This window comes from Bacteroidota bacterium, assembly GCA_016713765.1.
GTDB classification, from domain to species: domain Bacteria; phylum Bacteroidota; class Bacteroidia; order AKYH767-A; family 2013-40CM-41-45; genus Pollutiaquabacter; species Pollutiaquabacter aromativorans.
Genome location: JADJON010000001.1, coordinates 571,599 through 598,006, shown reverse-complemented (window position 1 = coordinate 598,006; position 26,408 = coordinate 571,599). Strand labels below are relative to the sequence as shown.

24 protein-coding genes and 1 pseudogene are annotated in these 26,408 nt (G+C 55.8%); 4 read left to right on the top strand and 21 right to left on the bottom strand.

What is annotated here, in order from left to right; all coding sequences use genetic code 11:
* Positions 1-66: 66 nt before the first annotated feature.
* Positions 67-837, top strand: coding sequence for a DUF3575 domain-containing protein (locus IPJ96_02395; GenBank protein ID MBK7909197.1), 771 nt, complete (start codon positions 67-69; stop codon positions 835-837).
* Between the two features lie 74 nt (positions 838-911).
* On the opposite strand, the gene IPJ96_02390 is transcribed toward IPJ96_02395, so the two are convergent.
* The 3 genes from IPJ96_02390 to IPJ96_02380 form a co-directional block, all read right to left on the bottom strand.
* Positions 912-1,328, bottom strand: a complete 417-nt coding sequence (locus IPJ96_02390; GenBank protein MBK7909196.1) for a hypothetical protein — start codon at positions 1,326-1,328, stop codon at positions 912-914.
* A 254-nt stretch (positions 1,329-1,582) separates the two neighbouring features.
* A complete protein-coding gene (gene purQ, locus IPJ96_02385) occupies positions 1,583-2,275 on the bottom strand; it encodes a phosphoribosylformylglycinamidine synthase subunit PurQ (protein ID MBK7909195.1) in 693 nt (230 codons plus the stop codon).
* Positions 2,276-2,338: 63 nt separating this feature from the next.
* Complete coding sequence (locus IPJ96_02380) at positions 2,339-2,869, bottom strand: RNA polymerase sigma factor (protein ID MBK7909194.1); 531 nt, start codon at positions 2,867-2,869, stop codon at positions 2,339-2,341.
* 219 nt (positions 2,870-3,088) lie between these two features.
* On the opposite strand from IPJ96_02380, the gene folE reads away from it, so the two are divergent.
* Positions 3,089-3,772 carry a GTP cyclohydrolase I FolE gene (folE, locus tag IPJ96_02375; GenBank protein ID MBK7909193.1) on the top strand — a complete coding sequence of 228 codons (684 nt, stop codon included), beginning with the start codon at positions 3,089-3,091 and terminating at the stop codon, positions 3,770-3,772.
* 23 nt (positions 3,773-3,795) lie between these two features.
* Here folE and IPJ96_02370 read toward each other — a convergent pair whose 3' ends face one another.
* The 4 genes from IPJ96_02370 to IPJ96_02355 all read right to left on the bottom strand — a co-directional run bounded on the left by IPJ96_02370 (position 3,796) and on the right by IPJ96_02355 (position 8,136).
* Complete coding sequence (locus IPJ96_02370) at positions 3,796-4,671, bottom strand: MerR family transcriptional regulator (protein MBK7909192.1); 876 nt, start codon at positions 4,669-4,671, stop codon at positions 3,796-3,798.
* 190 nt (positions 4,672-4,861) lie between these two features.
* Entirely contained in the window at positions 4,862-7,282 is a 2,421-nt protein-coding gene (locus IPJ96_02365) for a DUF4397 domain-containing protein (protein ID MBK7909191.1), read from the bottom strand.
* Positions 7,283-7,454: 172 nt separating this feature from the next.
* A complete protein-coding gene (locus IPJ96_02360; protein ID MBK7909190.1) occupies positions 7,455-7,811 on the bottom strand; it encodes a hypothetical protein in 357 nt (118 codons plus the stop codon).
* Complete coding sequence (locus tag IPJ96_02355) at positions 7,804-8,136, bottom strand: (2Fe-2S) ferredoxin domain-containing protein (protein ID MBK7909189.1); 333 nt, start codon at positions 8,134-8,136, stop codon at positions 7,804-7,806. The genes IPJ96_02360 and IPJ96_02355 overlap by 8 nt, the downstream gene beginning before the upstream one ends.
* Positions 8,137-8,253: 117 nt before the next feature.
* Between IPJ96_02355 and IPJ96_02350 the strand changes: the two genes are divergently transcribed.
* Positions 8,254-8,763, top strand: coding sequence for a DUF421 domain-containing protein (locus IPJ96_02350; protein ID MBK7909188.1), 510 nt, complete (start codon positions 8,254-8,256; stop codon positions 8,761-8,763).
* A gap of 77 nt (positions 8,764-8,840) precedes the next feature.
* Here IPJ96_02350 and IPJ96_02345 read toward each other — a convergent pair whose 3' ends face one another.
* From IPJ96_02345 to atpB, 9 genes are all read right to left on the bottom strand, one after another.
* A complete protein-coding gene (locus IPJ96_02345) occupies positions 8,841-12,032 on the bottom strand; it encodes a PKD domain-containing protein (GenBank protein ID MBK7909187.1) in 3,192 nt (1,063 codons plus the stop codon).
* A 127-nt stretch (positions 12,033-12,159) separates the two neighbouring features.
* The gene (locus IPJ96_02340; GenBank protein MBK7909186.1) at positions 12,160-12,726 is read right to left on the bottom strand and encodes a MarC family protein; all 567 of its coding nucleotides are present in this window, start codon (positions 12,724-12,726) and stop codon (positions 12,160-12,162) included.
* Between the two features lie 135 nt (positions 12,727-12,861).
* Positions 12,862-16,185: a M36 family metallopeptidase gene (locus IPJ96_02335; GenBank protein ID MBK7909185.1), complete on the bottom strand. Its 3,324-nt coding sequence runs from the start codon at positions 16,183-16,185 to the stop codon at positions 12,862-12,864.
* Positions 16,186-16,484: 299 nt separating this feature from the next.
* Entirely contained in the window at positions 16,485-17,372 is an 888-nt protein-coding gene (gene atpG, locus IPJ96_02330; protein MBK7909184.1) for an ATP synthase F1 subunit gamma, read from the bottom strand.
* A 148-nt stretch (positions 17,373-17,520) separates the two neighbouring features.
* The gene (locus tag IPJ96_02325; protein MBK7909183.1) at positions 17,521-19,101 is read right to left on the bottom strand and encodes a F0F1 ATP synthase subunit alpha; all 1,581 of its coding nucleotides are present in this window, start codon (positions 19,099-19,101) and stop codon (positions 17,521-17,523) included.
* A gap of 45 nt (positions 19,102-19,146) precedes the next feature.
* A complete protein-coding gene (gene atpH, locus IPJ96_02320; GenBank protein MBK7909182.1) occupies positions 19,147-19,704 on the bottom strand; it encodes an ATP synthase F1 subunit delta in 558 nt (185 codons plus the stop codon).
* 16 nt (positions 19,705-19,720) lie between these two features.
* Positions 19,721-20,215, bottom strand: coding sequence for a F0F1 ATP synthase subunit B (locus IPJ96_02315; protein MBK7909181.1), 495 nt, complete (start codon positions 20,213-20,215; stop codon positions 19,721-19,723).
* Positions 20,216-20,304: 89 nt separating this feature from the next.
* Positions 20,305-20,559, bottom strand: a complete 255-nt coding sequence (gene atpE, locus IPJ96_02310) for an ATP synthase F0 subunit C (protein ID MBK7909180.1) — start codon at positions 20,557-20,559, stop codon at positions 20,305-20,307.
* A gap of 29 nt (positions 20,560-20,588) precedes the next feature.
* Positions 20,589-21,863 carry a F0F1 ATP synthase subunit A gene (gene atpB / locus IPJ96_02305; protein ID MBK7909179.1) on the bottom strand — a complete coding sequence of 425 codons (1,275 nt, stop codon included), beginning with the start codon at positions 21,861-21,863 and terminating at the stop codon, positions 20,589-20,591.
* A gap of 154 nt (positions 21,864-22,017) precedes the next feature.
* Between atpB and IPJ96_02300 the strand changes: the two genes are divergently transcribed.
* Positions 22,018-23,913: a T9SS type A sorting domain-containing protein gene (locus IPJ96_02300; GenBank protein MBK7909178.1), complete on the top strand. Its 1,896-nt coding sequence runs from the start codon at positions 22,018-22,020 to the stop codon at positions 23,911-23,913.
* A gap of 127 nt (positions 23,914-24,040) precedes the next feature.
* Here IPJ96_02300 and IPJ96_02295 read toward each other — a convergent pair whose 3' ends face one another.
* The 5 genes and pseudogenes from IPJ96_02295 to IPJ96_02275 form a co-directional block, all read right to left on the bottom strand.
* Positions 24,041-24,598, bottom strand: a complete 558-nt coding sequence (locus tag IPJ96_02295; protein MBK7909177.1) for a 1-acyl-sn-glycerol-3-phosphate acyltransferase — start codon at positions 24,596-24,598, stop codon at positions 24,041-24,043.
* An 85-nt stretch (positions 24,599-24,683) separates the two neighbouring features.
* Positions 24,684-25,032: pseudogene (locus tag IPJ96_02290) on the bottom strand (GxxExxY protein).
* Between the two features lie 113 nt (positions 25,033-25,145).
* Positions 25,146-25,517 carry a hypothetical protein gene (locus IPJ96_02285; GenBank protein MBK7909176.1) on the bottom strand — a complete coding sequence of 124 codons (372 nt, stop codon included), beginning with the start codon at positions 25,515-25,517 and terminating at the stop codon, positions 25,146-25,148.
* Between the two features lie 202 nt (positions 25,518-25,719).
* The gene (locus tag IPJ96_02280) at positions 25,720-25,896 is read right to left on the bottom strand and encodes an AtpZ/AtpI family protein (protein MBK7909175.1); all 177 of its coding nucleotides are present in this window, start codon (positions 25,894-25,896) and stop codon (positions 25,720-25,722) included.
* Positions 25,897-25,909: 13 nt separating this feature from the next.
* Positions 25,910-26,341, bottom strand: a complete 432-nt coding sequence (locus tag IPJ96_02275) for a polymer-forming cytoskeletal protein (protein MBK7909174.1) — start codon at positions 26,339-26,341, stop codon at positions 25,910-25,912.
* Positions 26,342-26,408: the final 67 nt, after the last annotated feature.

Here is a 26,408-nt window from a genome sequence, read left to right as displayed (position 1 = left end):
ACATTTAATAAGAGAGGCAAGTCCTTAGGGCTTTTGCCAAGCGTATGAACCATTGACATCACCATCATGAAACACTCACCACGCATTCTGGTATGGGCGCTTTCCCTGCTGCTCACCATCCCGGCCTTTGGGCAAACCGAGGTCGTTCCCTTGGTCGGGAAAAACGTTGTCAAGTTTAACCTCACCTCGACGGCGCTCAGTCACTACGCGATTCAATACGAATACGTCACCAACCCGCGGCAATCCGTAGGGTTCGGATTCGGCATCTCGCCGGATGTCGCGTTACCGTTCAAGGACAACCTGCTGGATCAATTCGGCGACGACGACGACGCGCGTCGCGCCATCGAGTCCACGCGATTCACCAAGTACACCTTCACCCCGGAGTATCGCTTCTATGTCGGTAAAAAATCCGCACCGGAAGGATTCTATGTGGCAACCTTTATGCGCTATACGCACATGTCGATGTCGCAGGTCTACTCCTTCACAACCAGCGCCGGAAAGCTCCATACACCGGTGGTAGATGGCACCTTCAACGGCTTTGGTGCTGGTGCCATGATCGGTACGCAATGGCTGTTCGGAAAAACGAAGAACCTCGCGCTCGATCTCTGGATTGTCGGACCCTTTGCCGGGATCATGAAAGCCAAGTTCCACGGCACCGACGACATGAGCGATATGACCCAACAAGACAAGATCGACCTGAAAGAAGATATTGAATCGATTGAAATTCCGTTATGGACGACGGAGGCGACAATCGGCAACAACGAAATCGATGTGGATATGAACGGGCCATTCTATGGCGTTCGCATGCTGGGTCTCAGCTTTGGCGTTCGCTTCTGATCGATCTTCCCATCACGAAACGCAAAACGCGGCGCCCGGATCTGGGCTGCCGCGTTTTACTTTCTGATAAGTACTCAAGCAGCAGAGGTCCGTGTTCCTGCTTTTCCGCCGAGCCAGGCCATCGGGAGATAGGCGCCGACAAGGTCCGTGATGGAAAACCAGACCGGCGAAGGTAACATCATGGTATTGGCGATTCCTCCCAGCAGGAAGAATCCGCCGACAATGAATGCCGAACGCATTTTACTCACCGATAAGCGCGCCGCGAGAAACGCGCCGGCCAGGGTGCCGATCGCGTGTGCGAGAAATGGGAAGACAAAGTGCTTGGGTTCCATCAGGTGCATCGAAGCTTTGAGTCCTTCGTACGTGGTGGCATCAACACCTTCCGGCGGAGGAATGACGGAGCCGCTGATCATCACAATACCCATATTGACCACACTACCGGCGGCAATGCCGGCTATGATGGCAAGGATGTTTCGAAGAGTTGGATTCATGGTGGGAAGGGTTTAGGCAGACAAAGTAATCAACCCGGAAGAGGGAAGCAAAAGAAGGGACGGGGGACGGGGGACGAGGGACGAGGAAAAGAAAAAGCGAGGAACGGGACCGAGACCGAGGAAAATACTGCCTACTGAAAAAAGGGACGAGGGACGGGGGACGGGGGACGAGGAAAAGAAGAAGCGAGGAACGGGACCGAGACCGAGGAAAATTCTGCATGCCGCCTACTGCCTACTGACTACTGACTCTCAGCTCAGGCGGAGACCAGTTGCAACAATCCTTCAAAAAGAACCTGTCCGTCGGTGTTGCCCAACTCCGGATCGGCGGCGCGTTCGGGATGGGGCATCATACCGAAGACGTTCTTGCCGGCATTGCACACACCGGCGATGTTGCCGAGGGATCCGTTGGGATTTGCTTCGGGTGTCACTTGTCCGGAAGCATCGCAGTAGCGGAACAGGATCTGTCCGTTTGCTTCCATGGAACGCAATGTTTCGGCGTCGGTGTAATAGCGTCCTTCTCCGTGTGCGATCGGGATCTTGAGCGCTTGTCCGGGCTTGGTCGCAGCCGTCAGTCGCGCAGCCTGATGCTCGGGACGAACATACACGTTCTCGCAGTTGAAGCGCGAATGGTCGTTGCGCAACAATGCCCCGGGTACCAGGCCTGCTTCGCAGAGGATCTGGAACCCGTTGCAGACACCGAAGACAAAGCCGCCCTTGTTGGCAAAGGCAATGACTTCCTGCATGATCGGAGAAAAGCGCGCGATGGCACCGGAGCGCAGGTAGTCGCCGTAGCTGAATCCGCCCGGCAGCACGATGAAATCACAGTTCTGCAAATCATGGTCCTTGTGCCACAACTTCACCACCGGTTGCTTCATCCGATGGCGCAGCACATAGACCATGTCTTCGTCACAGTTCGATCCCGGGAAAACGACGACTCCGAATTTCATGACCCGAAGGTACGAAAAAACCCCTGTGCAGACAGGGGTTTCAGGTCATGAGCCGGATGCGCTTCAGGCTTCGCGACGCGCGTCTGCAGGCTTGTAAACGCTGAGCTTCTTCATCAATTCCTTCCGGGCATTGTGAATGCGCACTTTCACCGTTCCGAGCGGAATCTGCAACCGCTGCGCGATCTCCTCGTACTTGTAGCCGCTGTAGCTCATCAGGAAAGGCGTCCGCAGGTTGTCGTTCAAACCGGCCATGGCGGTGCGAATCTCCCGCATGACCATGTTACCCTCACCGTCGTTCCGTTTTGCGGTCGCGAGGTTGTTGATGTAGTACTGGTTGTCCGTATCGTCGTTGAAGATGTTCGACTTCATCGCGCGACGGTACTTGTTGATGAAAATGTTTTTCATGATGGTGTACAACCATCCCTTCAGGTTCGTACCGGCGGCGAACTTCTCTTCGTTCGTCAAGGCTTTCAGGACGGTATCCTGCACCAGATCATTCGCCTCCTCGCTATCCTGAGTGAGTTTCATCGCATATGCTTTCAACGGACGGGTCTCGTCAGTTACCTGCTTGCGGAATTCCTGATTCGTTTCCATGGCGATGTATTTTGAACTATTCTAAACTGTTTAACTATCTGTGCCTAATCTTTAAACAAAAATAGAATAAAAATGGTCAACTTCGACATTCGTGTTTAATATTTAACTCTTATTAACTAAACAAAACTTGGATTTTTCCATGAAATTCTATGGCCGAAAACAATCTGAAAACGGCCTTGTTCTCTCTATTCCTCCGGCAGTACTGGGGTAAAATCACCTATGAAGAAAGAAATAATTGAAAATCAAGCTCTTCCATCCATCGACGATCTGCTGGGAGGGTCCACAGGATCGCTGACAATTCATCCGGTCCGATCCGAGGCGGGGGATCTGACCGAGGAGGAGAAGATCCAGCGGATCGCTGCGCGGTTCCGTGATATCATGTCGACACTCGGACTTGACCTTACCGATGAAAGTCTGCGTGACACGCCGATGCGCGTCGCCAAGATGTATGTACAGGAAATTTTCAGTGGCCTCAATCCAGCCAACAAGCCCAGCCCTACGCTTTTCGACAACGCCTATCGCTACAACCAGATGTTGGTGGAACGCGACATCAAGGTGCAATCAACCTGCGAACACCACTTCGTACCGATCCTGGGACATGCACACGTAGCCTACATCGCGAAAGGAAAAGTGATCGGACTTTCGAAACTCAACCGCATTGTCGATCATTTCGCGCGCCGTCCCCAGGTGCAGGAGCGCCTGACCGTTCAGATCGCGGAAGAACTGAAGCGGGTACTCGACACGGAAGATGTCGCCGTGATCATCGATGCGGAACACCTCTGTGTGAAAGCACGCGGTATCCGCGATGAACACCGCAGCACGCTGACCAGTTCGTACCATGGAAAATTCCTGAACGAAAGTACGCGACTCGAACTGTTGAAGTACATCGAACTGGGCCGCTGACTGCCGGCCCGAAATAACAATCGTTAGCGCGACCAGAAAGCGTCGAGATCGGAGGGTCGCTGAACGATGGTGACATCTTCGTTCACCGTTGCATGCTCGGAAAAATACCGACCGGTCAACAGGATCGACGCGCCCGGAAAACTGTCTTTAAGTTCTTTCACCATGCCTTCCACGACCTCGCGTGGCAGACCCGTTGTTACACTGGTGAACACCACGTCAGGCACAAAGCGCTCGCTTACACGGGCCAGGTCGGAAACCGGCAGGTTCTGTCCAAGGTACAACGAACGGTGACCGCGCGAACGGATGATGTAGTTGGCGAACAACAATCCGAGTTCGTGATGCTCTCCTTCCGGCAGGAAGAGCAGGAAATTTTTCGGATGAGCAACCGGCCGGATCTCCTGCGCGTCGATCGCCACGATCAGCTTTTGCCGGATCAGATTCGACATGAAATGTTCGAAGGCCGGATTGACCGATCCGGTCTGCCACATGGCACCGACCAGACTCATGAACGGGAATACCACTTCCATGACCGTGCGCTGTAAACCATACTGCAGTACACAGGTCGACAGGATCTTTTCGAACGCCCGTTCGTCGAGGTTGATCATCGACGCGATCAGGCCCTGAATATGCGTCGACTGGTGGGTGGAGTTGACCGATATGTCGAGCGCGATATCACGGATCTGCTGTTCGCTCAGCCGGGTTATCTCCGAGATTTTATGCCCATGCCGGTTGAGCATGGCGACATTCAGCAAGAGTTTCAGATCGTCGTGGTCGTAATAACGGATATTGCTCTCCGTACGCTTGGGTTGCGGCAGGCTGTAACGCTGCTCCCAGATACGCAACGTATGCGCCTTGATGCCGGTTAGGGCTTCAATGTCCTTGATGGAGAACTGGCTCATAGAAACTGAAGGTCTTGTTTCCGCATTTCCCGGATAAAACGGGGATTCGAAAATAACAGCTATCCGGCCCTGTTGTTCAGGTTTCTTTGTGAGAAACGGCAAATAGGTCAAAAATGGCTGCAAATAAATAAAAAACAGGCCCGGCGGATAAATTCGCCGGACCTGCCTTGTCTAAACTAACCCAAAAATATCAACGTGCGATCACGAACGGAGCGCTCTGGAGGCTGGAGCCTTCGATCACCGTGAGGTTATACACTCCACCCGGTAATTGGTCGATGTCGAGGCTGAGCAATTGATTGTCGACCAGGTAAGCCTGGCGATTCAACACGATGCGGCCGGTCACGTCCGTTACTTGTACCTGGGCATTAGCGGCGTTCTTCACCTGTAAACCTACCTGGATACGGTTGTTGGCAGGATTCGGGAAAATACCGGTGGCGAAACGGATGTTGCTTTCGTCGATGCCCGTGGTGTTGGTGAATGGAACAACGGTTCCGTTAGCGAGAGCGGCGAACAAACCGAAGGCTTCGCCATTCTGATTGGTGGTTGGATCCAGGAAGCCGGAAGCGAACACTACCGCGGAACCACCACCGAGTGTGCTCAGGTCAGCGGCGAAGCTGGCCACCACCAGTGAGCCGGCAGCCGGCGTTACATCGAGGGTGTAAAGTGCCGCGGGTACGCTGAGGTAACCGGTGAAATCACCATACGCCGCATCATCCACCAAGGTGGCGACACCGCGCGCAATCACATCAACAGTCGGAGCGTCAGTTGCACCATGGAAGGCGAAGAAGTCGACGTTACCGCCATCGGTACCAGCCTCCCGTACAGCAGGCTTGACATACAGCGCGAAGCTGGTCGGGCGGCCGTCAGGGTTGACAGCGAAGGAAGCGGGAGCGGTCACGCCGTTAGCGATCACCACGTAGCTCTGACCGGCGGTCAGGTTCACCGTCGTGCTTAGACCCGGGATCGTATCGTTCACCGAAGTGGAGGTACCTGGAGCTATACCGATCGTGATGTCAACACCGGCCGGAACATCGATAAACGGAGTGGCTGTGCGGAACGCGAAATCGGGAATCAACGGATTACTGTTGCCGTATACGTCGACCACCGCGGCAGCCGGATCGGCGGAATTGTGGATCACCTGCACGCGGGCGTTGGTGTTCAGCGGGAAGGCCACGACCGTACCGTTGGCCAACGCGGCATAGATTCCGAACGCTTCGCCGTTCTGGTTGGCGGCTGGATCAAGGAAACCGGATGCGAACACGACCGCAGAGCCGCCGCCGAGGGAGCTCAGGTCGACGTTGTAGGAAGCAACGATGGTCGAGTTGTCGCTACCCGGGGTGATGTTTAGGAAGTACTGGGAAGCCGGTACGCTGAGGTAACCGGTGATGTCACCGTAAGCGGCGTTGTCCACGAGCGGTGTAGCGCTGCTCTGCGGGATGACGTCCACCGTCGGCGCGTCGGTGGCGCCGTGGAGCACAAAGAAGTCGACATTCGATCCATCAGTTGCGCTCTCCCGAACAGTGGTTTTAAGGAACAGACCGAAATTGATCGGACGGCCGTCGGGATTGGCCGCGAACGAGCCGGGAGCTGTCACGCCATTGGCGATAACAACATAGGTTTGACCGGCGGTCAGGTTCACCGTGGTGCTGAGACCCGGGATGGTATCATTGACGGAGGTAGAGGTGCCGGGAGCTATGCCGATGGTGATGTCCACTCCGGCAGGAACGTCGATGAACGGAGTAGCCGTGCGGAATGCGAAGTCAGGAATCAGCGGATCGCTGTTGCCGTAGACATCGACCACCGCGGCTGCCGGATCAGCGGCATTGTGAATGACCTGAACGCGTGCGTTGGTGTTGAGTGAAAACTCGACAACCGTTCCGTTCGGTAATGCGGCAAAGAGTCCGAAAGCTGGGCCGTTCTGATTCGCAGCCGGGTTCAGAAAACCGGAAGCGAATACCACTGCGGCGCCTCCGCCCAGGGTGCTCAGATCGACATTGTACGAAGCGACAATCGTGGAATTGTCACCCGCCGGAGTGATGTTCAAACGATATGCCGCCGCGGGAACCGTCAGGTACGAGGTGATATCCGTGTAAGCCGCGCCTGCAACCAATGCCGTTGCGCTGCTCTGCGGGATCACATCGACTGTCGGAGCATCGGTTGCTCCGTGGAGGACGATGAAATCGACTTCGCCGGAGGACGCTGCGGCATCACGGATGTTGTCGCGCACCAGCAGGTTGAAGCCGGTAGCACGTCCGTCCGGGTTGGCCGCAAAGCTGCCGGGATTCAGCACCCCGCTGGCAATCGCGACATAGCGTTGACCCGAAGCAAGGTTGATGGTGTAATTCACCAGCGTATCGGAAACGGATGTGCTGGTCTTGGGAGCAATACCCACGTGGATATCGACGCCCGCCGGAAGAGTCAGGAAACCCGTCGCGTTACGGAAGGCGAAGTTGTCGATGGCAATTAAACCATCGACGTATACGTCTACGGAATCAGCGACCGGGTCCGCGCAGTTGTGGATCACTTGCAGTTCGGCTGTCTGCGCGTTTGCAACTGATCCCGCCGTCGCTAGCAGTAACGACAGCACTAAGGATCGGAAAACTTTTTTCATGCTGGAGGTAGGTTTTAGTTGGTTAGAGCGGATTACAGTAACAAGCAACCCAACAACCGCCTGCCCGGCATGTTTTGAAAAAAGTGTTAATGCGAAAATTTCATGCAGTTGTCAAAACAAAATCAAAATGATAGTGTTACTACCTTTTTTAATTAAATTACTATTATGTGAATCAGTCGGCCGACTCGTCCTTGTCAGAAAAGTAACGGCGGGTCAGGACCTTTTGAAATTCCCGTTGGAGGATCAGGTCGGCCAGGTGCGTACCGGAATCCGGTGCTTGCAATTGCCGCCTGAACTTTCGTTCATCAAGATCGATACGGTACAGGAGCGATTGAAAGAGGGTCGGCTCTTCCCGCTGCATCCGGTCGATGTGGGGAATGATCTGCTCCCGCAACTCCTCGTACGCGTGAAAGGGATCGCCGGAAAATCGGATCGGGATGTTGTACCAGTTGAAATCGCGAATCAGTTGCTCCGCTGTCTCTCGAACCAAAGCAAGGTCTCTACGGTAGCGTTCCGGCAATTCAGTCATCGGAAGGTGTGTCCTTCGAAAAATCGATGATCAATCGCTCGACGGGACGGTCCTGGATCAGGTGTTGCTCGACGATCTCGTCGACATGCTCCGGTTTCACACCGCCGTAAAATACTCCCTCGGGATAAACGACTACGGAGGGTCCGTGTTCGCAGGCATCGAGGCAACCGGCACGTTGCGCGCGCATGCGTCCTTTCAGTCCCCGATCTTTGATTGCTTTCTTGAAGAGCTTGACCAACTCCATACCACAAGCCTCGCCGCAGGAAGGTCTTCCGCCGGGAGCGCGTTCGTTGGTGCAAATGAATACGTGTTTCTCGAAGCGCATTGACTCAAAGGTAAACATCTCCGCAAGCGTTCCCACAACCTCCGGGTAAAAACTCCGGAGCGTCCGTCTCCGCATGCGTACCGATCCGGATTAACTTGACCGGAAAATACTGACCGCATGGAACCTCCGGTTGACATCGTTCTACGTAGCCTGGCCGTTTATCTCTTTATCGTGATCGCCATCCGGCTCTTCGGTAAAAAAGAACTGGCACAATTGTCGGTCATCGACCTGGTCTTTATCCTGCTCATCAGCAACTCCGTGCAAAATGCCATGGTCGGTCCGGATAGCTCACTGGCGGGCGGGCTGATCGCCGCGACAGTGCTGTTCGGGGCAAACTTTCTTTTGAAAAACCTGCTCTACCGGAACCCTGACATCAATCGCCTGGTCAGCGGCGACCCGGTGATGCTGGTACACCAGGGTAATGTGATTGAGGAAAACCTCCGCCGCGAAAAGATCACGCGCGACGAACTGGAAGCCGCGGCACGCGAACACGGTGTCGCCAGCATCAAGGATGTCGACTTAGCGATCCTGGAACGCGACGGGAACATCAGCATCCTTTCTTCGAACTACACGCATCGAAGCCGGCGACGACGCGTCCACAAATCCATGTTGAAGCAGGACAACTGACCGGCAGCAGCAACCATACAGGTAAATAAAAAAAGCCGCTCCTTTCGGAGCGGCTTTTCTGATGGACCGGGAACGGATCACATCTTGACGATCTTCTGCGTCATGGCCTGGCCATCGACCGTCAGGCGTACATAGTAGACACCGCTGGAAGCGTTGTCAAAGGTGTACGTATGACGACCGGCCGGCTGCTCTTCGTTGAGTACGAAGGAGCTGACTTTCTCGCCGATCATGTTGAAGACTTCAACCGAAACAACAGCGTTGCCGGAAAGGGCGTAGTCGATGTTGGTGGAGCGGTTGAACGGATTCGGGAATACCGAGAACGGAATGTTCGCGCCAGGAGCTTTCACACCGTTGTCGAACACGAGGAATACGGAGTAGTCTTCGATCTGACCGTACTGGAGGTCCAGACACGGAGTCGGCGTGGGGTTGCCGGAGTAATCGGAAGCCACACGGAAACGAAGCGGCTGACCCAATACAGCCGTACCCGGTACGGACACGAAGCCACCGTGGTTGGTCATCTGTGCCGAATCGGAGAACACGAGTTCGTTCACCGGATCCAAAACCGCGTCGTTGTTCCAGTCGATCCATGCCTTGACGCTTTCAACATACGTGAAGCCCGTGCTAACGGTCATCCAGTATTGGTTGTTGGTCAGGAGCGTGGTCGTGTCAGTGCAGGTGTAATCCTGGTAACCGTCGATAGCGTCCGCCGAAGTATTGTTGATGTTGGCGATCGAAACGTTGGTGATACCGATGCCGCAGCAATATGCCTGGGTGACCGGATAACAGGTCGTTGCAACCGGGCCGGTGATGATGGCGTTGACCGTCTGGACCAGCGTATCGGAACCGGCCGCGTTGGCGGCGATGAGGGTTACGGTGTAGGTGCCGTTGGCGGTGTAGCAATGGGTCGGGCTCTGGAGCACCGAGGTATTGCCGTCACCGAAATCCCACGACCAGGTGTCCGGCGTGTTGATCGAAGTAGCGGTGAAGTCCACGCAACCCGTACAGGTATTGCTGGCGAAGGTGTAGCTGATACACGGGTTGTTGTTCACGTTCAGGCTGCAGGCAACCTGGACGACCGGTGTGCGCGGGTCGTTCGAGGTGACGAGCAGGTTGACCGACTGTGTTCCGCCGGCCAGCGTGCCGGTGTTGAAGTCGACCGTGATCGTCTGAACGGTTCCGGCGGTAACGGTTCCCGATGCAGGCGTTACGTTAGCCCAGGAAGGGATTCCGGTGATGTTGAACGTAAGATCGCTGCCACCCAGGTTCTGGATGTCGAAGGTCGATGAGCCGGTAGCTCCGCAGGCATCGAGGGTCTGGCTGACCGAGATCGGATCCGGGTTGATATCCGGAGCAGCGAAGGTTTCAGCCGTCAGACAAACGGTCGTGTCGACGTCGTTGTTGGCAACCGTAATGGTGCCGGAGAATGTACCGACCGTGTTCGAAGTGAAGTTTACGTTCACGGTAGCGTAGCCGCCCGGAAGAATGAAGGACGGGTAAGTACCCAGGGTGAACTCGGCGGCATTCGAGGTGATGCTGTTGATGAACAGGGTATCGCAACCGTTGTTGATCACGTCGAAGCTCTGCTGCTGCGTGGTGTACTGCATGATGTTGCCGAATGCGACGCAGGTGTCGGAGAGTGCAACGATCGGGTCACCGGTGATGGACAGCGTGCAGGGTACCAGTACGACCGGAGTAGCCGGGTCGTTGCTGGCGACTGCGATGTTCGAATAGTAGGTGCCGGCCGGGAGACCGGTGGTCTGGAACGTGACGATCACGTTCGAGGTGTTACCGGCTACTACCGTGTCAGAAGTCTGGCTGAGGTGGATCCAGGAAGCCAGTGCGTTGATACCGCCCCACTCGATGGCGTTGGCCAGGATGCGGGCGTTCTCGGTGGTAACGTTGTAGTAGTCGAACGCGAGGAAGATCGCTTTACCGGTGCCGAAAACACGGGTAGCCACTACGTCGTTGGAACCGTCGGTAACAACCTGGACTTTGTCCGGGTTGGTGAGGCTCATCTCATACGTAGCGCTGGGGCCGGTGAAGGTCGTGCCGGTAAGTCCGGCCGCGAGCGGATGGCTGGGGTTGACGACGTTGAGGGTGTTGAACACACCGTCATCGGCATACGTTCCGGACCATACGCCGGTGTTGAACATGCAATCAGCCTGGGAAGAATAAGCGCCGCACCAGATGACCGAACCGCCGTTGTTGAGGAAGTTGCGGATCGTCGGTCCGAGGTTCGTCCAAACCGCCGGGCTGCCGAGTTCCTGCTCAGGAATGAGGAGAACGTTCTTTCCGCTAAGGATGCCGGACAGTGTGCCGGGGTCGGTGGTCGCCGTGGTCGTGAGCGTGTAATTGGTAAAGAACTGGTCGATGGCGTCGATGGTATTCGGGTACTCGGAGAACTGGTCCGTACCGTAGGTCATCGCTACCACGCGTACCGGAATGCCGGTGCTGACGTTGGAGTTGTCGGTTGTCCAGAAGAGTTCGCCACCCGCGATGTTGCTGATGTCGAGGTTGAACGAAACGGAATCACCGCATTGCGCATTGGCGCTGAGGCCGAGCGGAGTGACATCGATCTGGGGAGCAGCGTCAACGGTGATCTGCTGGGTGATCGTATCGGACTCGTTGCAGGTGAATGCGATGAGGGTGACCGTGTAGGTTCCCGGGTTCTGATATGCGTGTACCGGGTTCTGGCTGCGGGCGGTATCGCCATCACCGAAATCCCACAACCAGGTGGTCGGTGAACCGACACTCTGGTCGGTGAACAATACGTTGGTCAGCAGCGGAGGCGTGAAATCGTTTGCCGTGAACGCTGCAGTCGGTGCAGCACTCGGAGCGATCACCGAAGTCCAGCTACACTCGAAACCGCTGTAAACGATCGATACATCCGAACGCCAGATGATCAACATCGCGCCCGATGTACAGGTCACAGGGCCCGGAATGGTGCCCTGACCGTTCGCAGCTAAAAGCTGAGGAGCGGCGATGGTCGTACCATCGTACACGTAGAAGTAATCAAACCCCGATTCCGTTTCAAATGAAGTGAACGTAAGGGTGATAGAGGTCGCGCACGAGGGCTGTACCAGAAGTGTACAGTTTTCGTTGACCTGATAATCGCCGCTCGGACCTCCGGTGTCGTAGAGGGTTGCGGCCGTGTCGGTTACCACCGCGGGGGTGGAACAGATGTTATAGGTTACCTGGGCGTTCGCTGAAATTCCAGCGAAAAGCATGGCAGCCAGTAACATCCAAACGTTGGGTAAGCGTTTTTTCATAGCGGTCTGGACTTTTTGGAAATGTATCCAAATGTAGGATAATTTCTCCAAAAACAAATATCCCGGAAAGGCCGGAAAGCCCCGTCCCATAAGGGTTTCCCGGGGTTTCAAGTGTTAAAACCGGGGCTCAAAGGCCCACATTGGTCCTGAAAAGCTTGACCGCAATAGCCAGTAATATGATTCCGAACACTTTACGCAGTACGCTGATCCCGGCAGCACCCAACAATTTCTCCAAACGGTACAAGTTCCGAAGCACGACATAGACCACGATCAGGTTAAGAAAGATACCGATGACGATGGTCGGCATGTCATAAACGGCCCGTAAGGAAAGCAGGGTCGTCATGGTTCCCGTACCGGCGATTAAGGGGAAAGCGACCGGAACGATCGAGGCGGTTTCCGGAATTTCGTCACGATACAAGCGGATGCCGAGGATCATTTCGAGTGCCAGGAAAAAAATAACCAGCGAACCCGCGATGGCGAACGACCGGACATCGACACCCAGAAAGGCGAGGATGGATTCGCCCAGGAACAGAAAGACCACCATGATGATCAGCGAAACGAAGGTCGCCTGTTCCGCCTTGATGTAGCCTACTCGTGTCTTGACCTGCAACAAGGCCGGTATGGATCCGATGATGTCGATCACCGCGAAAAGAATGGTCGAAACGGTCAGCGTATCGCGCAGGTTGAATTCCATGGGGAGGGTGGTTGCGTTTCCGCCAAGATAGGGACAGCGGCCTGATCGCCGGACGCGCATTGAAGGAAGTAATCAACGGGAAAGGCCGGAAGGAATATTCCCTCCGGCCTTTTCTGTTGAGTAGGCGAATCCGGATCAGTAACGATCTGTGAACAGTTTACGGTATTCGGTACGTCCGCCCTGCTCGATGCGTACCAGCAACACTTCGGCTGCAAAACGATCGAGCGCTACACGCCATTCGTGCTGACGCGTTTCCGACCGGAGCAATTCACGTCCGGTGATATCGAGCACGGTAATGCGCGCCTGAACCTGCTCGCTGAGCGGGAACCGAACGATCAGGGTACGGTCTTGCTGCAGGATCTGCCAGTTCGCCGTTCCGGGATCAGCAATGCCGACCGAAGTAACGGTGATGGATTGCTGCGTCGTATTGGTGCAACCGTTCGCATCCGTCACGGTCAGGACCGCAGAGTACGTACCATTCGCTGCGTAGGTGTGCGAAGGGTTCTGCTGGATCGACGTGTTACCATCGCCGAAATCCCAGCTCCACGATACGGGGCTGCCGCCGGAATTGTCGGTGAACTGAACGGTAAGTCCGGTAGCGCTATAGGTATAATTGCTGGACGGACCTGCGCTCACGTTGATCGTATAGGTCGCAGGCGTGCTTTCGCACGGAAGTTCCTGCACCTCCCAATCATAGAGATAATAATAGTAAGTAGCCGGATTGGTGGTCGAGTTCGACGAGGTGATGCTGACCAATCCGCCAATGGTGTACGGATAGCTGGCGCCTGAATTGTTCCGGTAGAGGTTCGATCCCGCTACTACACCGATCTCATAATTGCCGGGCGTCGGGATATCGAAATTGACCTGCACGCGGCTTTGTCCGTTCGGAATGTTGACGGTCAGCGTCTGCAGAATCGTACCGCTCTGGTTGTACAAGTTGATGGTACGGTCGGCGGTTCCCGAAGCATCCACCCATACCGAACGCAGACGCATCGGTGCGAAGGTGGTGAAGATCTCCCGACCTTCGAAGGTGGTGGCATGATACCCGCCACCGCCGAAGCTCGCATCCGGCGGGCCGACATTGACCACCGACGATTGGGTGGAAGCGATGGCGCGATAAGTTGTGGTAGCTGTCAGGGCGGGAGTCGTGAACGTGGTGCCGGTGCCGACAACAGTACCGCCGGAAGTTTCCCAGGTGACGTCGTAGCTCGGAGAAACCGAAGCGGTGAGCGTCGTGGTTTCGCCCGAACAGATCGCGTTGTCGCCGGAGATGCTCGGGGAAGTCGGATAAGCCACCGTAATGAGGTTGGTGCGCACCAGGGTATCGGCGCCAAGCGTGTTGGTCACGATCAGGGTAACCGTGTAACTGCCACTGCTGAGATAGGTATGCGAAGGATTCTGCGCGGTTGAGGTGGAACCATCGCCGAAATCCCAAAACCAGCTTTGCGGAATGTCCGTCGACTGGTCAGTGAAGAACACGATGCCGTAGCAGGTGTTGGTGACATTGCTGATGAAGTTGGCGACAGGAGGCGCCACCGGCGTAAGGCAAATGGTCGGCAGGTCGAAGTTCTCTACTTCGTCACCGGTATTGTTCGCACTGCCCTGTTGCGCACTGGCACCCATGCCACGGCGGGCGAAAGCGTTCCAGATCAGGCAACGGTGTGCGCCGCTGTAGAGGTTGTCGTCCGCTAAGAGGATGGCATCACGACCGTCCAGGAATCCGGGACCACAAGGTTGAAGCTTCATGCCTTCCAGCACCAGACGCAGCGCGATGTTGTTGCCGCCGGTACCGTTGATCCAATCGGGATCGAATCCTTCCACATCGATCAGGTTCCAGGTCATATCCCACAATGTTCCGCACCAGATCTCACCGATATCGTGCACCGCGCCGCTGCCGGCCAGATCGCCGTAGGTCTGCGGGTTGATGCCCATGTCGGTGGAGTAAGGATACCGGCGAATACCTCCACCTGTGGTCGGTTCGTCGAACGCATACGTTCCGATGCCACGCGAATCGGATCCCTGGTCGCCCGGTTCGATCGTGAACAACAAGGCGAAATAATCACTCCATCCTTCGCCGCCCTGCTCTCCGTTAAAGAGGCAATTGGTGTTGGATGGGCCACCGGTAAGACGGTTGGAGACACCGTGACCGAGTTCATGCATGATGACGCCGTTATCCAGCGAGCCGTCGATATCGGGCGATCCGCTCCAGAGATACATCTGCATGCGACCGCTCTGGCCGTCGTCGGGTGTCGCGAAGTTGGCATTGTTGGTACCGCCTCCGTCCTGACACTCGGCCATCACCGGATCTCCGTCGGCTCCTGCCGTGCCGTAGTTATTCTCCTGGAATGCGCCGGAAGGACCGTCGAAGCCGTGGTGCCAGAGCACATCGTGCATCCAGTTGTTGGTATAGAAGAGGTTCGTGACAGAAGCTTCGAGATACGTTCCCGGTTGCTGGGTAAAGTTGATCGGGAAGTCGAAGTTCAGGGATGCGCCGCCGTCCGGCGAGGTGCCGGGTACGTCCTGATCGTTGATGTCGTCATAGGCGTAAACATTGTTGCCACGCGTGATGGTGTATTCCGCGCCGACCGCGCCGTCAACGTCATGCCATCCGTACGGGGAGGCGGCCGGATCAGCCGGATCGGTCACCAGCGTACGCGCACCGAAGGAAGGTGCTTCAACCGGCAATGCCAGGACATTATACACCGGCAGCGAGCTGCTGCGCTGGGTGCTGACAGACGTCGCAACATGCTCTTGCACGCCGGCATGTTGATGCTGCTGGTGCTGAACCTGCGCAGCGTCCGGTGCACCGAAGTCGCAATGTACGGTCCAGTCGTTCTTCTCAAGAAAATCGCCCGACAAGGCGTCGATGCGTACGTTCCACCAGTGTACCTCTCCTTCGAGGTCGATGTTCACATCCCAGGCAAGTCGCAGGGCATTCTGCACCGGAACGAAGACCAGATCGACCCGAATGGGACGACGGGCAATCCCTAACGCCCCGAAGTAATGGCGGTGCATAGCGGGATCGGAAGCAAGCTCACGCGGATCGCCTACGATCGCCTTACCCAGGTGCGCGGCGGCACGTTGTACAGCTGCAGCAGCAGATAGTGTCGGCTGCAGACTATTGACGCGCGCGGCGGCGTTGGTGTAAAGTTTCTTTCCGAAGCCGGTGATACGGCCTTCCCGGATGCTGGCGGCACTGACCGCGTTGAAGATGCGGATACCACCTACCGTCTGGTGCAGGTAGGCATAGGTCTGTCCGGTCTTCGCATCAGTGTAACAGTCACTGACGACGAAGTCGTTCAGATCGGAATCACTGAGCTGCCAATCCTGTTGGTGTTGGACGAGATAATCAGCGAGCAGCGGGCGAACCGTTGCCGCGGAAGGAGCTGGAGCCTGCGCCTGCAATTGCAGGGACAGACAAAGTGCCGACACGAAGACGGCGAGTACACGTTTGATCATGATGATGGTTCAGAATAGTCGTGAGGGAAGAAGCGCGCAGGCGATATCCGAGTGGGTCGAAGGACGGGACAGGGGAAACGCTGTTCAGTGCAGCTTTGCGCTTGTTCCTCAAATGTAACGAACAGATGTATTCGTGACAATGTTGTCTGTGCAAGGGCGACTGAAAGACCCGAAATCTGAATGTTTCCTGACAATAGCGGGAAATTAGGCCCTGATTCGGGAAAAATCCATCCTCCGCTTTGAAAAATGAAAGCGGCTGCCCCGTTGGGAGCAACCGCTTCTAAGTCGCATTGGATGGATCAACCCTTGAGGGCTTCCGCGCCGGCGACGATCTCGAGGATCTCTCCGGTAATGGCCGCCTGACGGGCTTTGTTGTATGAAAGGCGAAGTTCACGGAGCATCTCCCCCGCGTTATCGGTCGCCTTGTTCATAGCAGTCATCCGCGCACCGTGTTCGGAAGCGTGGGAGTCGAGGACGGCTTTGAACAACTGCACCTTCACCGACTTCGGGATCAACTCGAGTACGAGCTCCTCCTTGCGTGGTTCGAAGATGTAATCGCTGGCAGCCGTCTTTGCCGCATCGCCCTTAGTAGCGGGAGGCGCGATCGGGAGCATCTGCTCGGTGATCACGTACTGGACCGCCGCGTTCTTGAACTGGTTGTACACCACTTCCACGCGATCATACTGCCCGGCCGCGAATTCCTGCATGATCTTCTCCGCAATGGCGGATACGTTTTCAAAGTTCAGGTTCGCGTAAACTTCGTTGTGATTGCCGACCAATACGTTCTTCTGCTTGGAGAAGAAGTCGGAGGCCTTTTTGCCGATGGCCAGCACCTTCACATTGCCTTCTTTAGCCTGCTTCGCGTAGGTCTCGCGAATGAGTCGGTTGACCGCACGGTTGATGTTGGCATTGAAAGCGCCGCACAAGCCACGATTGGAATTGACGGCTACGATGAGCACCTTCTCCACCGGTCGCACGCGCGCGAAATCGCCGCCCGCACCGCCTTCGAGCGTACCCGAGATATTCTCCATGATCTCGCGCAGCTTGGCCGCGTACGGACGCATGGTCAGGATGGCGTCCTGCGCGCGGCGGAGCTTGGCCGCGCTCACCATTTTCATCGCCTTGGTGATCTGCTGCGTCGAATTGACGGAGGCGATGCGGTTACGGACTTCTTTCAGATTGGCCATGGATGGTGGGGGTTAGTGAATCGTAATTAGTAATTAGTAACTAGAAACTGGTAATTGGTTATTCGTGATTGGTTATTGGATAAAAAACGACGAAAGGACCGTCCGCTTCTACACTACTGTTCACTGTTTACTGTTCACTGTTCACTAATCAGGCTTTGTACTTCGGAGTAAGTGACGCAGCAGCCTTCTCCAGCACCGAGGTCACGCTGTCGTCGATGACGCCTTTGCGGAGCGAATCGAGCGTTGCTTTGTGCTGGGCGTCGAGCAGTGCGAGGTATTCGGTTTCGAATTCCTTCACGCGGTTCGTCGGAACGTCGCGGAGCAGGTTGCGGGTACCGAGGTAGATGATCGCGATCTGCTTCTCTACCGACATCGGGTTGTACTGGCCCTGCTTCAGGATCTCCACGTTGCGGGAACCCTTGTCGAGCGTCGCCTTGGTAGCGGCGTCGAGGTCGGAGCCGAATTTGGAGAACGCTTCGAGTTCGCGGTACTGGGCCTGGTCGAGCTTCAGCGTACCGGCGACTTTCTTCATCGACTTGATCTGCGCGTTACCGCCTACGCGGGATACGGAGATACCTACGTTGATGGCCGGACGTACACCGGAGTTGAAGAGGTTCGCTTCGAGGAAGATCTGACCGTCGGTGATCGAGATCACGTTCGTCGGGATATACGCGGATACGTCACCGGCCTGGGTCTCGATGATCGGAAGCGCGGTGAGCGAGCCTCCGCCTTTCACCTTGTTCTTCAGCGTCTCGGGCAGGTCGTTCATCTGGCGAGCGATCTCGTCGGAGTTGATGACCTTGGCCGCACGCTCGAGCAGACGGGAGTGCAGGTAGAATACGTCACCCGGATACGCTTCGCGGCCCGGAGGACGACGGAGCAGCAGGGACACTTCACGGTAGGCAACGGCCTGCTTGGACAAGTCATCGTATACGATGAGCGCCGGGCGGCCGGTATCGCGGAAATATTCGCCGATAGCCGCGCCGGCCATCGGAGCGAAGAACTGCATCGGCGCCGGATCGGAAGCGGTAGCCGACACGATGATGGTGTACGGCATGGCGCCGTTGTCGGTCAGCGTCTTTACGATCTGCGCGACGGTGGAGCCTTTCTGACCTACGGCAACGTAGATACAGTAAACCGGTTCTCCGCGCTCGTAGAATTCTTTCTGGTTGATGATGGTATCGATGGCCACGGCGGTCTTACCCGTCTGACGGTCACCGATGATCAGTTCGCGCTGACCGCGACCGATCGGGATCATGGCGTCAACGGCCTTGATGCCGGTCTGCAACGGTTCGTTCACCGGCTGACGGTAGATTACACCCGGCGCTTTGCGCTCGAGCGGCATCTCGAACAGCTCACCGCTGATCGGGCCTTTGCCGTCGATCGGGGTGCCCAGCGTGTCGACGACACGGCCGACCATTCCGTCACCCACCTTGATGGAGGCGATCTGACCGGTACGCTTCACGACGTCGCCTTCGCGGATGTCGGTGGATTTACCGAGCAATACCGCACCGACGTTGTCTTCTTCGAGGTTCAGTACTACGCCGCGCAGGCCGTTCTCGAATTCGATGAGTTCACCGGACTGCACTTTGGTGAGGCCGTAGATGCGGGCGATACCGTCGCCCACCTGGAGCACGGTGCCTACTTCTTCCAGTTCTTTCTCGGTCTTGAAGCCGGCCAACTGCTGTCGCAGTATCGCGGAGACTTCGTCGGGTCTTACTTCTGCCATGATGGTATGATGTTGTCTTGTTGCTTATGGATAGGTGTCCGGAGATCAGTTCTTGCGGACGTATGGGTTCGAGCTGAATTCTTTTGCCAGGCGGCGGAGCTGGCTCACGACGCTGGCATCGTACTGTGTATCGCCGATGCGCAACACGAAACCGCCGATCAGGTCCTTGTCGACCTGCTCGAGGAGTTCCACTTCGCGCTGTACTTTTTCCTTCACGATGCGGTTCACCTCCGAGCGCAGGTGGTCGTTGAGGCCGGTGGCGGTGATCACGACGGCGGTCGTGATGCCCTTGAGTTGCTTGTATTGGGCGATGTATTCTTTCGCGATCTCGTACAGGTCGCCTTCGCGGCCCTTCCGGATCAGGATCTGAAAGAACGAACGTGTCATCGGCTGGATTTTGTCGCCGAATATCGCGTTCAATACCGCTTCCTTCTTGTCCGAATTGATGATCGGATTGCCGAGGAGGCTGGTGAGTTCCTTGCTGGACTGGCAAACCGAAACGAGGAGTTTCATGTCCGCACTCACCGCGTCCAGGACTCCGGTCTCCTTGGCCAGGTCGATCAGCGACTTGGCGTAACGTTTCGCGACTTTGATGTTATGCATGGGATCAGGAGACCGATCAGTTCAGGTTGATGTCTTTGAGGAGGCTCTGCACGAGCGCCTTCTGCTTTTCGTCGTTGCCCAGCTCGGTGCGCAGGATCTTTTCCGCGATCTCGATCGACATGGTGGCCACCTGGTTCTTGAGTTCGGTGATGGCGGCGAGCTTCTCGGTCTGGATGGTCTCGCGGGCCTGTTGCAACACCTTGTTGGCTTCGGTCTGCGCCTTCGACTTCGCTTCAGCCACGATCGCGTCCTTGGTATCGCGTGCTTCTTTCAGCATGCGATCGCGTTCGGCGCGGGCTTCGTTGAGCAGGCGCTCGTTGTCGGCCTTCAGGTTGGCCATCTCGTCTTTCGCTTTGCGGGCGGAGTTCAGTGCTTCGGCGATGCTCGTTTCGCGGTCGCTCAGCATCTTCAGGATGGGCTTCCAGGCGAACTTGCGCAGGATGAAGAGCAACAGCAGGAAAGAAACGCTCATCCAGAAGATGAGACCGATGGCGGGTTGAATGAGTTCCATGTTACAGGAAGTGGTTTTTCGTTTTTTCGATTCTCGAATTAAACAAATCCGGTGCGGCCAACCGCCGCACCGGATTCGTTCGGGCAGGATCAGCTCTTGAACACGACGAGCAGACCAACAACCATCGCGAAGAAGGCGGCGCCTTCCACGAGAGCTGCGGTCAGGATCATGTTGGCGCGGATGTCGCCGGATGCTTCAGGCTGGCGGGCGATGGATTCGAGTGCCGAACCACCGATACGACCGATACCGACGCCAGCGCCGAGAGCGGCGAGGCCGGCACCCAAAGCAGCAACACCGTAGCCGAGGCCAAGGTTACCTGCTTCCAGGAGAATTGAAGATAACATAGGGTTGTTTATTAAGGGTTAATGGATAATCAGACAATAGCCGCTTCTTCCACGTGGGCATGGCCGTGTTCGTCTTCGTGATGGTGGTCGTGCTCCTCTACGGCGGAACCGAAATAGATCGCCGAGAGCAGGGTGAACACGAACGCCTGCAGGAACGCTACGAGGAGTTCGAGCAGGCTCATGAAGACGACGAACGCGACGGAGAAGACCGAGACGCCCAGGCCGAGGCCGGTGCTCATTTCTCCGAAGATGAAGATGAGACTGAAGAACGAGAGCGCGATGATGTGACCCGCCGTGATGTTGGCGAAAAGTCGGATCATCAACACGAAGGGGCGGAGGAAGACACCGAGCAATTCGATCGGCGTGAGCAGGACGAGTACGCCAACGGGTACACCAGGCATGGCGAAGACGTGACGCCAGTAGTGCTTGTTCGCGCTGACCGTGGTGATGATGAAAGTAATGAGCGCGAGGGTCATCGTCACCGCGATGTTACCGGTCAGGTTGGCACCACCCGGAATGATCGGGATCAGACCCAGGAGGTTGTTGATCCAGATGAAGAAGAACACCGTCAGCAGGTACGGCATGTACTTCATGTGCTTGGCGCCGATGCTCGGCTTCGCGATTTCGTCGCGTACGAAGATGATGAGCGGCTCGATGAGCGACTGCAGCCCTTTGGGCGCCTGGCCTTCGCGGCGGCGGTAGGCTTTGGCGACGGACAGGAAGATCCAGAGGAGCAATATCACGCTGAACAGCAGCGCGGCGACGTTCTTGGTAATGGAAAAATCGAGCGGCGCGACATTGGATGCTTCGCCTTTCTCATTCACCGAAACAAAACGCCCCTCGGCATCGGCGGAGGTGCCGGCGATGTAAATGCGGTTGTGGTAGCGGACAAAACGTTCGCCGTTGTGATCCACTACGTGCTTGCCATCGTTATCGTGATGAAAAGCAGAGGACATGAAAAAGTGCAGCCCCTGTTCGGATTTTAAAATTACCGGCAGGGGAACGGAAACAGCGGAATGCCCGTGACCCCAGAGGTGCCAGTCGTGCGCGTCGGTGATGTGATCGACAATCATCTTGCCGGCATCGAACTTCTCTTCGCCTTGCGCATGCTCCTCTGAAGCGGCGGAATGATCCGCAGCCGTAGCTTCCGTAATCATTTCGGCTGCGGCAGAGTCGGTATGCATACCAACTTCCTGCTCAGCCTGATTGGCACGAACAACCGGAAGACCGAAAACGAAATACAACAGGCAGAGCGCAGCCGCCAACCTGGAGCTAATGGACTTATAATGAACGCGTTGTGACATATCCAGCAACCGTGTTTTTCAAAAGAGAGCGCAAAAGTACTATAAAGAGTGGAAAGGGCAAACGGGAAAAGTTCATGTGGGGACTGTAAAACATTGTAAATCAACAATCCATCATTAATCGAAAGGTCTTATTTTTAAGAAAAATCCACACACTATGAAACGAACTTTACTTCTGCACTTTCTCCTTTGGGTGAACGCAAGCTTGCCGACAATTGCACAAACGTGTTATTCCGGCGGTACTGGAGCTGATGGCCCTTATCAAGCCACTTCGAACGGCACACTGGCAGGCGGAGAGTACAACTTCACCACCTTCACCATCGATGCCGGCGTTACCATTACCGTCACCGGTGACGACCCTCTGATCATCCACTGTACCGGTGCCGTGACCATCAACGGCGCGCTGGAAGCGATCGGCGGCAACGGCGGCGACGGGATCACCAACAGCACGGCCGGGGCTGGCGGTGAAGGAGTTGCAGGCGGCGCAGACGGCGGTGGCGGGGCTTTTTCCGCTTCACTTGGACCCTTGCCGGGTACTTCCGGCTCCGGACCGGGTGGCTCGAACAATTTCGGAAATGATTGGTCTGGAGGAGGCGGTGCCGGATACAGTACTGTCGGCATTCCGTCGTCCAGTCCGACCGGTGGATTTGGAGGCCCGGAATACGGCACACCGAATGTTGTCGATTTGTTTGCTGGGTCCGGCGGTGGTGGTGGATCCGGCGGCTTCCAATGTGGCGGCGGCGGCGGTGGTGGCGGCGGTGGTGTCATTTCCATCCAATCCGCTGTTTCAATCACGATCGGAGCGACCGGTACCATCAACTGCGACGGCGGAGTGGGCGGCTCCGATGGCACCGGCAACTGTGGCGGCGGCGGCGGCGGATCCGGCGGTACGATCTGGCTGGCAGCGCCGACGGTGACCAACGACGGTAGCCTTTCGGCTCTCGGCGGCAGTGGCGGCACTTCCAACGTGCCGGGCAGCCCCTACTTCGGTGACGGTGGTGGCGGTGCCGATGGACGTATTCGGGTCGACAGCAACACTCCCCCGGGTGGGACAGGCTCGAGCTATCCCGCAGTCGGCTTCACCGTCGCAGTCCCGACACAACCGCTGACAGCTACGGCCGCCGGTACCGACGTGACCTGTTTCGGCGACGCCGATGGTTCCGTCACCGCAACACCTTTGGACGGTGTCGCTCCATATCATTACCTCTGGAGTCCGACCGGAGACACGACAGCGGCCATCGCTGGCTTGCCTCCCGATACCTACATCTGCGTGATCACCGACGAAGCTGGCTGCTCGACAAGTGTTACCCAATCCCTTATCGAGCCGGACCAACTCGTCGTTTCCATTACACTGATCAATGATCCGACCACTTGCGGCGGTACAGATGGTAATATCAGCAGCACGGTGAGTGGCGGTACCAGTTCCTATGACTATCAATGGAACAGCGGTGAAACTTCCGCCGATCTCAACAATGTCGGCGCCGGATCTTACTCCGTCACGGTCACGGATGCCAATGGTTGCTCGGAAACTACCGGGGTGCTGACACTGAATGATCCGCCGTTACCGGTGGTTACCTTGAGCCTCTCAACCGATTCACTCTGCACAACGGATCCGCCTCTCCTTCTCGACGGCAACACACCCACCGGTGGCAGCTTCTCAGGCATGGGTGTTTCGGGCAACAGTTTCGACCCATCCATCGGCGCTGGTGATTACCCTGTCCTGTACAGCTATACGGATGCCAACAACTGTACCGCGAACGCAAGCGACACGATGCATGTGGAGCTTTGTGCCGGTATCGGTACCATTACCGAGTCGGAAGTACTCTTTCGCATCTTGCCTAATCCGAACCGTGGCATGTTCCGCATTGCAATGACTAATGGAGGCGCCGAAGCGATCGTGCGTGTGACCAATGCATTGGGCCAGACAGTAGCCAGCTATCGCGTGCAGGGCGATTCATATTACGTCGACGAATCCCGCTTAGCACCTGGTATTTTCGTTATCACGACCGAACAGGCTGGGCGCCGGCAGCATCTTCGGATGGTGATCGAATAAGAACGTTGGCAACAAAATATTGGAGAGGCTGTCCGGAGAACCCGAACAGCCTCTTTGCTTATTTTCAGTTCGGCCGAAGCGGTAAAGTAGGTTAGCGAGATGACGAATGGGTAGCTCGCGCGGCTATCTATCCAGCCAGGTGTCCAAGCCCAAGTTCGGGATGCCTGCCTTCGATACCGGAGAAGAAGGCGTAGATGCGTTTGAAATCTTCCGCTTCGTTCTGCGGGTGGAATGGTTCGGAAAAAACGACGGCTTTGTGCTTATAGTCGAGGCCGGCCAGCACGATCGGGATTCCCGCGGCCTTGGCCATGTGCCAGAAGCCGGTCTTGAGCGAGTCGACACGCTTTCGGGTTCCTTCCGGGGCGATGGCGAGGATGAACCGCTCGCTCTTTCGGCAGGCTTCGGCTACCTGTTCGACGGTATTGGATTTCTTCGAACGGTCGACGGGCACTCCGCCGATCCAGCGCATGAAGGGTCCGAGGATGCCGCGGAAGAGCTCCTGCTTACCGAGAAACTTCGCGCCGCGTATGGGCATCACCGATCGGGTTGCCATGCCGACAACGACGTCCCAGTTGCTCGTATGCGGCGCCACGGCGATCACGCACTTCTTCAACTCCTGCGGAAACGTCCCCACGAACTTCCACCCAAACACCCTGAGCCATATTTTCCAGAATAGCCTGAACATCCTTGGCAAGTTAATACTCTAACTGCTGGTGTCAAAGCCTCTGGTCAAGAATGGATCGCACGCGGATCCCGCGGATGATGCGGAATTACGCGGATCTTTTTCGGGAATTTGAAAATACCTTTCGAGTAAATTGTGGTTTAGGTCCAAAGTTTAGAAGAAGTCCTACCTCAATATCTGTCGCCTTCAAATAATTAATCAATTGCAGTTCATGCTCTGGAATAAGGTATTCAACAGCTTTAATTTCAACGATCACTCTTCGGTCAACTAATAAGTCTGCAAAGTATTTCCCAACCCTATGCCCATCAAAGTGCATGGGCCGTTCCTTTCTCTCAAAAGTCAAATGGCTCATACCTTCTAAGGAATCCATAGCCCAGAATCTTATAAACATTATAAAACGATCTGATAATCTCGTCGGTGATCTCCGGATACAACATAAGGTGAAGTAACCTCAAATTGGCTTTGGTGGCATCCAATAAAAGCGGGAATAATCTGCGTGAATCCGCATCATCCGCGGGATCCGCGTGCTATCAATTCGAAGTACAAAGAATCATCCGGCTCGCCGGAACCTGTTCCACGAAAGAAACACCTCGAGTCCGGTGAACAATACATATCCGAAAAGAAACGTCACGATGAAACGCACTACGTGTTCGCCGTAGAAGAACGCGTAAAGGACCAGCACGCCGAGGTGAATGAGCAACTTGAAGCTCGTCGCGCCCATGTAATACCGAATGAACGCCTGCGGATTGCCTTTCGAAGCGGCAACCAGGCCCCAATGAAACGCCGCCGTCAGTAGAAAAAAATATCCCAGCATCCACCACGACGACTCCCCTACCCATTCCGGCCGCGAAGATTGTACACCATACAAAACACCGGCAAGAACCAGGGTAAAGATGACGAGCGTGACCAGGTAGCGGAACATAGCGGTCGGGAAGTTGGAGTGGGTGGGAGTGAAATTGGTAATTGGTAATTGGTAATTGGTAATTGGTAATTAGTAATTAGTAATTAGTAATTAGTAACTGAAAAAACTGAAATAAATATCAGTGAATTCAAATTCTATGGTATTGCTTATCATCCCTAAAAAACTATTCGCTATTCACTGTTCACTGTTCACTACTCACTGTTCACTTCTTCAACAAATCCTTCAAACTCAAATAGAACGCCGCCGCGATGCCGAAGAGGCTGAGCACAACCGTGAAGATGGGGAATTGCAGCCCGAAGTGTTTGTCGAGCCAGTAACCGCCGAACGTCATGGCGCCCATGATCACGAGCATCTGGGTGCCCATGGTCGCGTAGCGCATCAGCGCGCGATTATCAGATAGCGGATTTTTCTTTGGAGAGGGTTGGTTGGTCGCCATCCTTGATGTCTTTGATCACCGGACCCATGTTGCAGGAGCCCGTAAAGGTAGCGCCGACCTCCACCACCAACTTGCCGGTGACGATATCGCCGATCACCTTGGCGGTCGACTTGAGGAACAACAATTCTGAAACCGTCGTCTTGCCCTTGATCGTCCCGGAAACGTCGGCATTCTGACACATGACATCGCCTTCCACCAGGCCGGTAGAACCCACGACCACCTTGGCCTTGGAGATCACCTGTCCGTTGACGGTACCGTCGATCCGGATGTCACCATTGGAACGAATGTCCCCATCGATGACCGTTCCCGCCCCGATCAGGTTGATGGACGCGGTATTCGGATCGTTCGATTTGCCGGGGCTGCCGGCCGCTTTGTTCTGTTTGAACATGGGGACTCCTTTCTCTTATAAGTTGCTCATTTTCCGCGATTTTCACGAAAACCGCAGCAAATATAGG

Coding starts and splice junctions, on each gene's coding strand:
- IPJ96_02395 (MBK7909197.1), top strand. CDS start 67: ATGAAACACTCACCACGCATTCTGGTATGGGCGCTTTCCCTGCTGCTC.
- IPJ96_02390 (MBK7909196.1), bottom strand. CDS start 1,328: ATGAATCCAACTCTTCGAAACATCCTTGCCATCATAGCCGGCATTGCC.
- purQ (MBK7909195.1), bottom strand. CDS start 2,275: ATGAAATTCGGAGTCGTCGTTTTCCCGGGATCGAACTGTGACGAAGAC.
- IPJ96_02380 (MBK7909194.1), bottom strand. CDS start 2,869: ATGGAAACGAATCAGGAATTCCGCAAGCAGGTAACTGACGAGACCCGT.
- folE (MBK7909193.1), top strand. CDS start 3,089: ATGAAGAAAGAAATAATTGAAAATCAAGCTCTTCCATCCATCGACGAT.
- IPJ96_02370 (MBK7909192.1), bottom strand. CDS start 4,671: ATGAGCCAGTTCTCCATCAAGGACATTGAAGCCCTAACCGGCATCAAG.
- IPJ96_02365 (MBK7909191.1), bottom strand. CDS start 7,282: ATGAAAAAAGTTTTCCGATCCTTAGTGCTGTCGTTACTGCTAGCGACG.
- IPJ96_02360 (MBK7909190.1), bottom strand. CDS start 7,811: ATGACTGAATTGCCGGAACGCTACCGTAGAGACCTTGCTTTGGTTCGA.
- IPJ96_02355 (MBK7909189.1), bottom strand. CDS start 8,136: ATGCGCTTCGAGAAACACGTATTCATTTGCACCAACGAACGCGCTCCC.
- IPJ96_02350 (MBK7909188.1), top strand. CDS start 8,254: ATGGAACCTCCGGTTGACATCGTTCTACGTAGCCTGGCCGTTTATCTC.
- IPJ96_02345 (MBK7909187.1), bottom strand. CDS start 12,032: ATGAAAAAACGCTTACCCAACGTTTGGATGTTACTGGCTGCCATGCTT.
- IPJ96_02340 (MBK7909186.1), bottom strand. CDS start 12,726: ATGGAATTCAACCTGCGCGATACGCTGACCGTTTCGACCATTCTTTTC.
- IPJ96_02335 (MBK7909185.1), bottom strand. CDS start 16,185: ATGATCAAACGTGTACTCGCCGTCTTCGTGTCGGCACTTTGTCTGTCC.
- atpG (MBK7909184.1), bottom strand. CDS start 17,372: ATGGCCAATCTGAAAGAAGTCCGTAACCGCATCGCCTCCGTCAATTCG.
- IPJ96_02325 (MBK7909183.1), bottom strand. CDS start 19,101: ATGGCAGAAGTAAGACCCGACGAAGTCTCCGCGATACTGCGACAGCAG.
- atpH (MBK7909182.1), bottom strand. CDS start 19,704: ATGCATAACATCAAAGTCGCGAAACGTTACGCCAAGTCGCTGATCGAC.
- IPJ96_02315 (MBK7909181.1), bottom strand. CDS start 20,215: ATGGAACTCATTCAACCCGCCATCGGTCTCATCTTCTGGATGAGCGTT.
- atpE (MBK7909180.1), bottom strand. CDS start 20,559: ATGTTATCTTCAATTCTCCTGGAAGCAGGTAACCTTGGCCTCGGCTAC.
- atpB (MBK7909179.1), bottom strand. CDS start 21,863: ATGTCACAACGCGTTCATTATAAGTCCATTAGCTCCAGGTTGGCGGCT.
- IPJ96_02300 (MBK7909178.1), top strand. CDS start 22,018: ATGAAACGAACTTTACTTCTGCACTTTCTCCTTTGGGTGAACGCAAGC.
- IPJ96_02295 (MBK7909177.1), bottom strand. CDS start 24,598: ATGTTCAGGCTATTCTGGAAAATATGGCTCAGGGTGTTTGGGTGGAAG.
- IPJ96_02285 (MBK7909176.1), bottom strand. CDS start 25,517: ATGTTCCGCTACCTGGTCACGCTCGTCATCTTTACCCTGGTTCTTGCC.
- IPJ96_02280 (MBK7909175.1), bottom strand. CDS start 25,896: ATGCGCTACGCGACCATGGGCACCCAGATGCTCGTGATCATGGGCGCC.
- IPJ96_02275 (MBK7909174.1), bottom strand. CDS start 26,341: ATGTTCAAACAGAACAAAGCGGCCGGCAGCCCCGGCAAATCGAACGAT.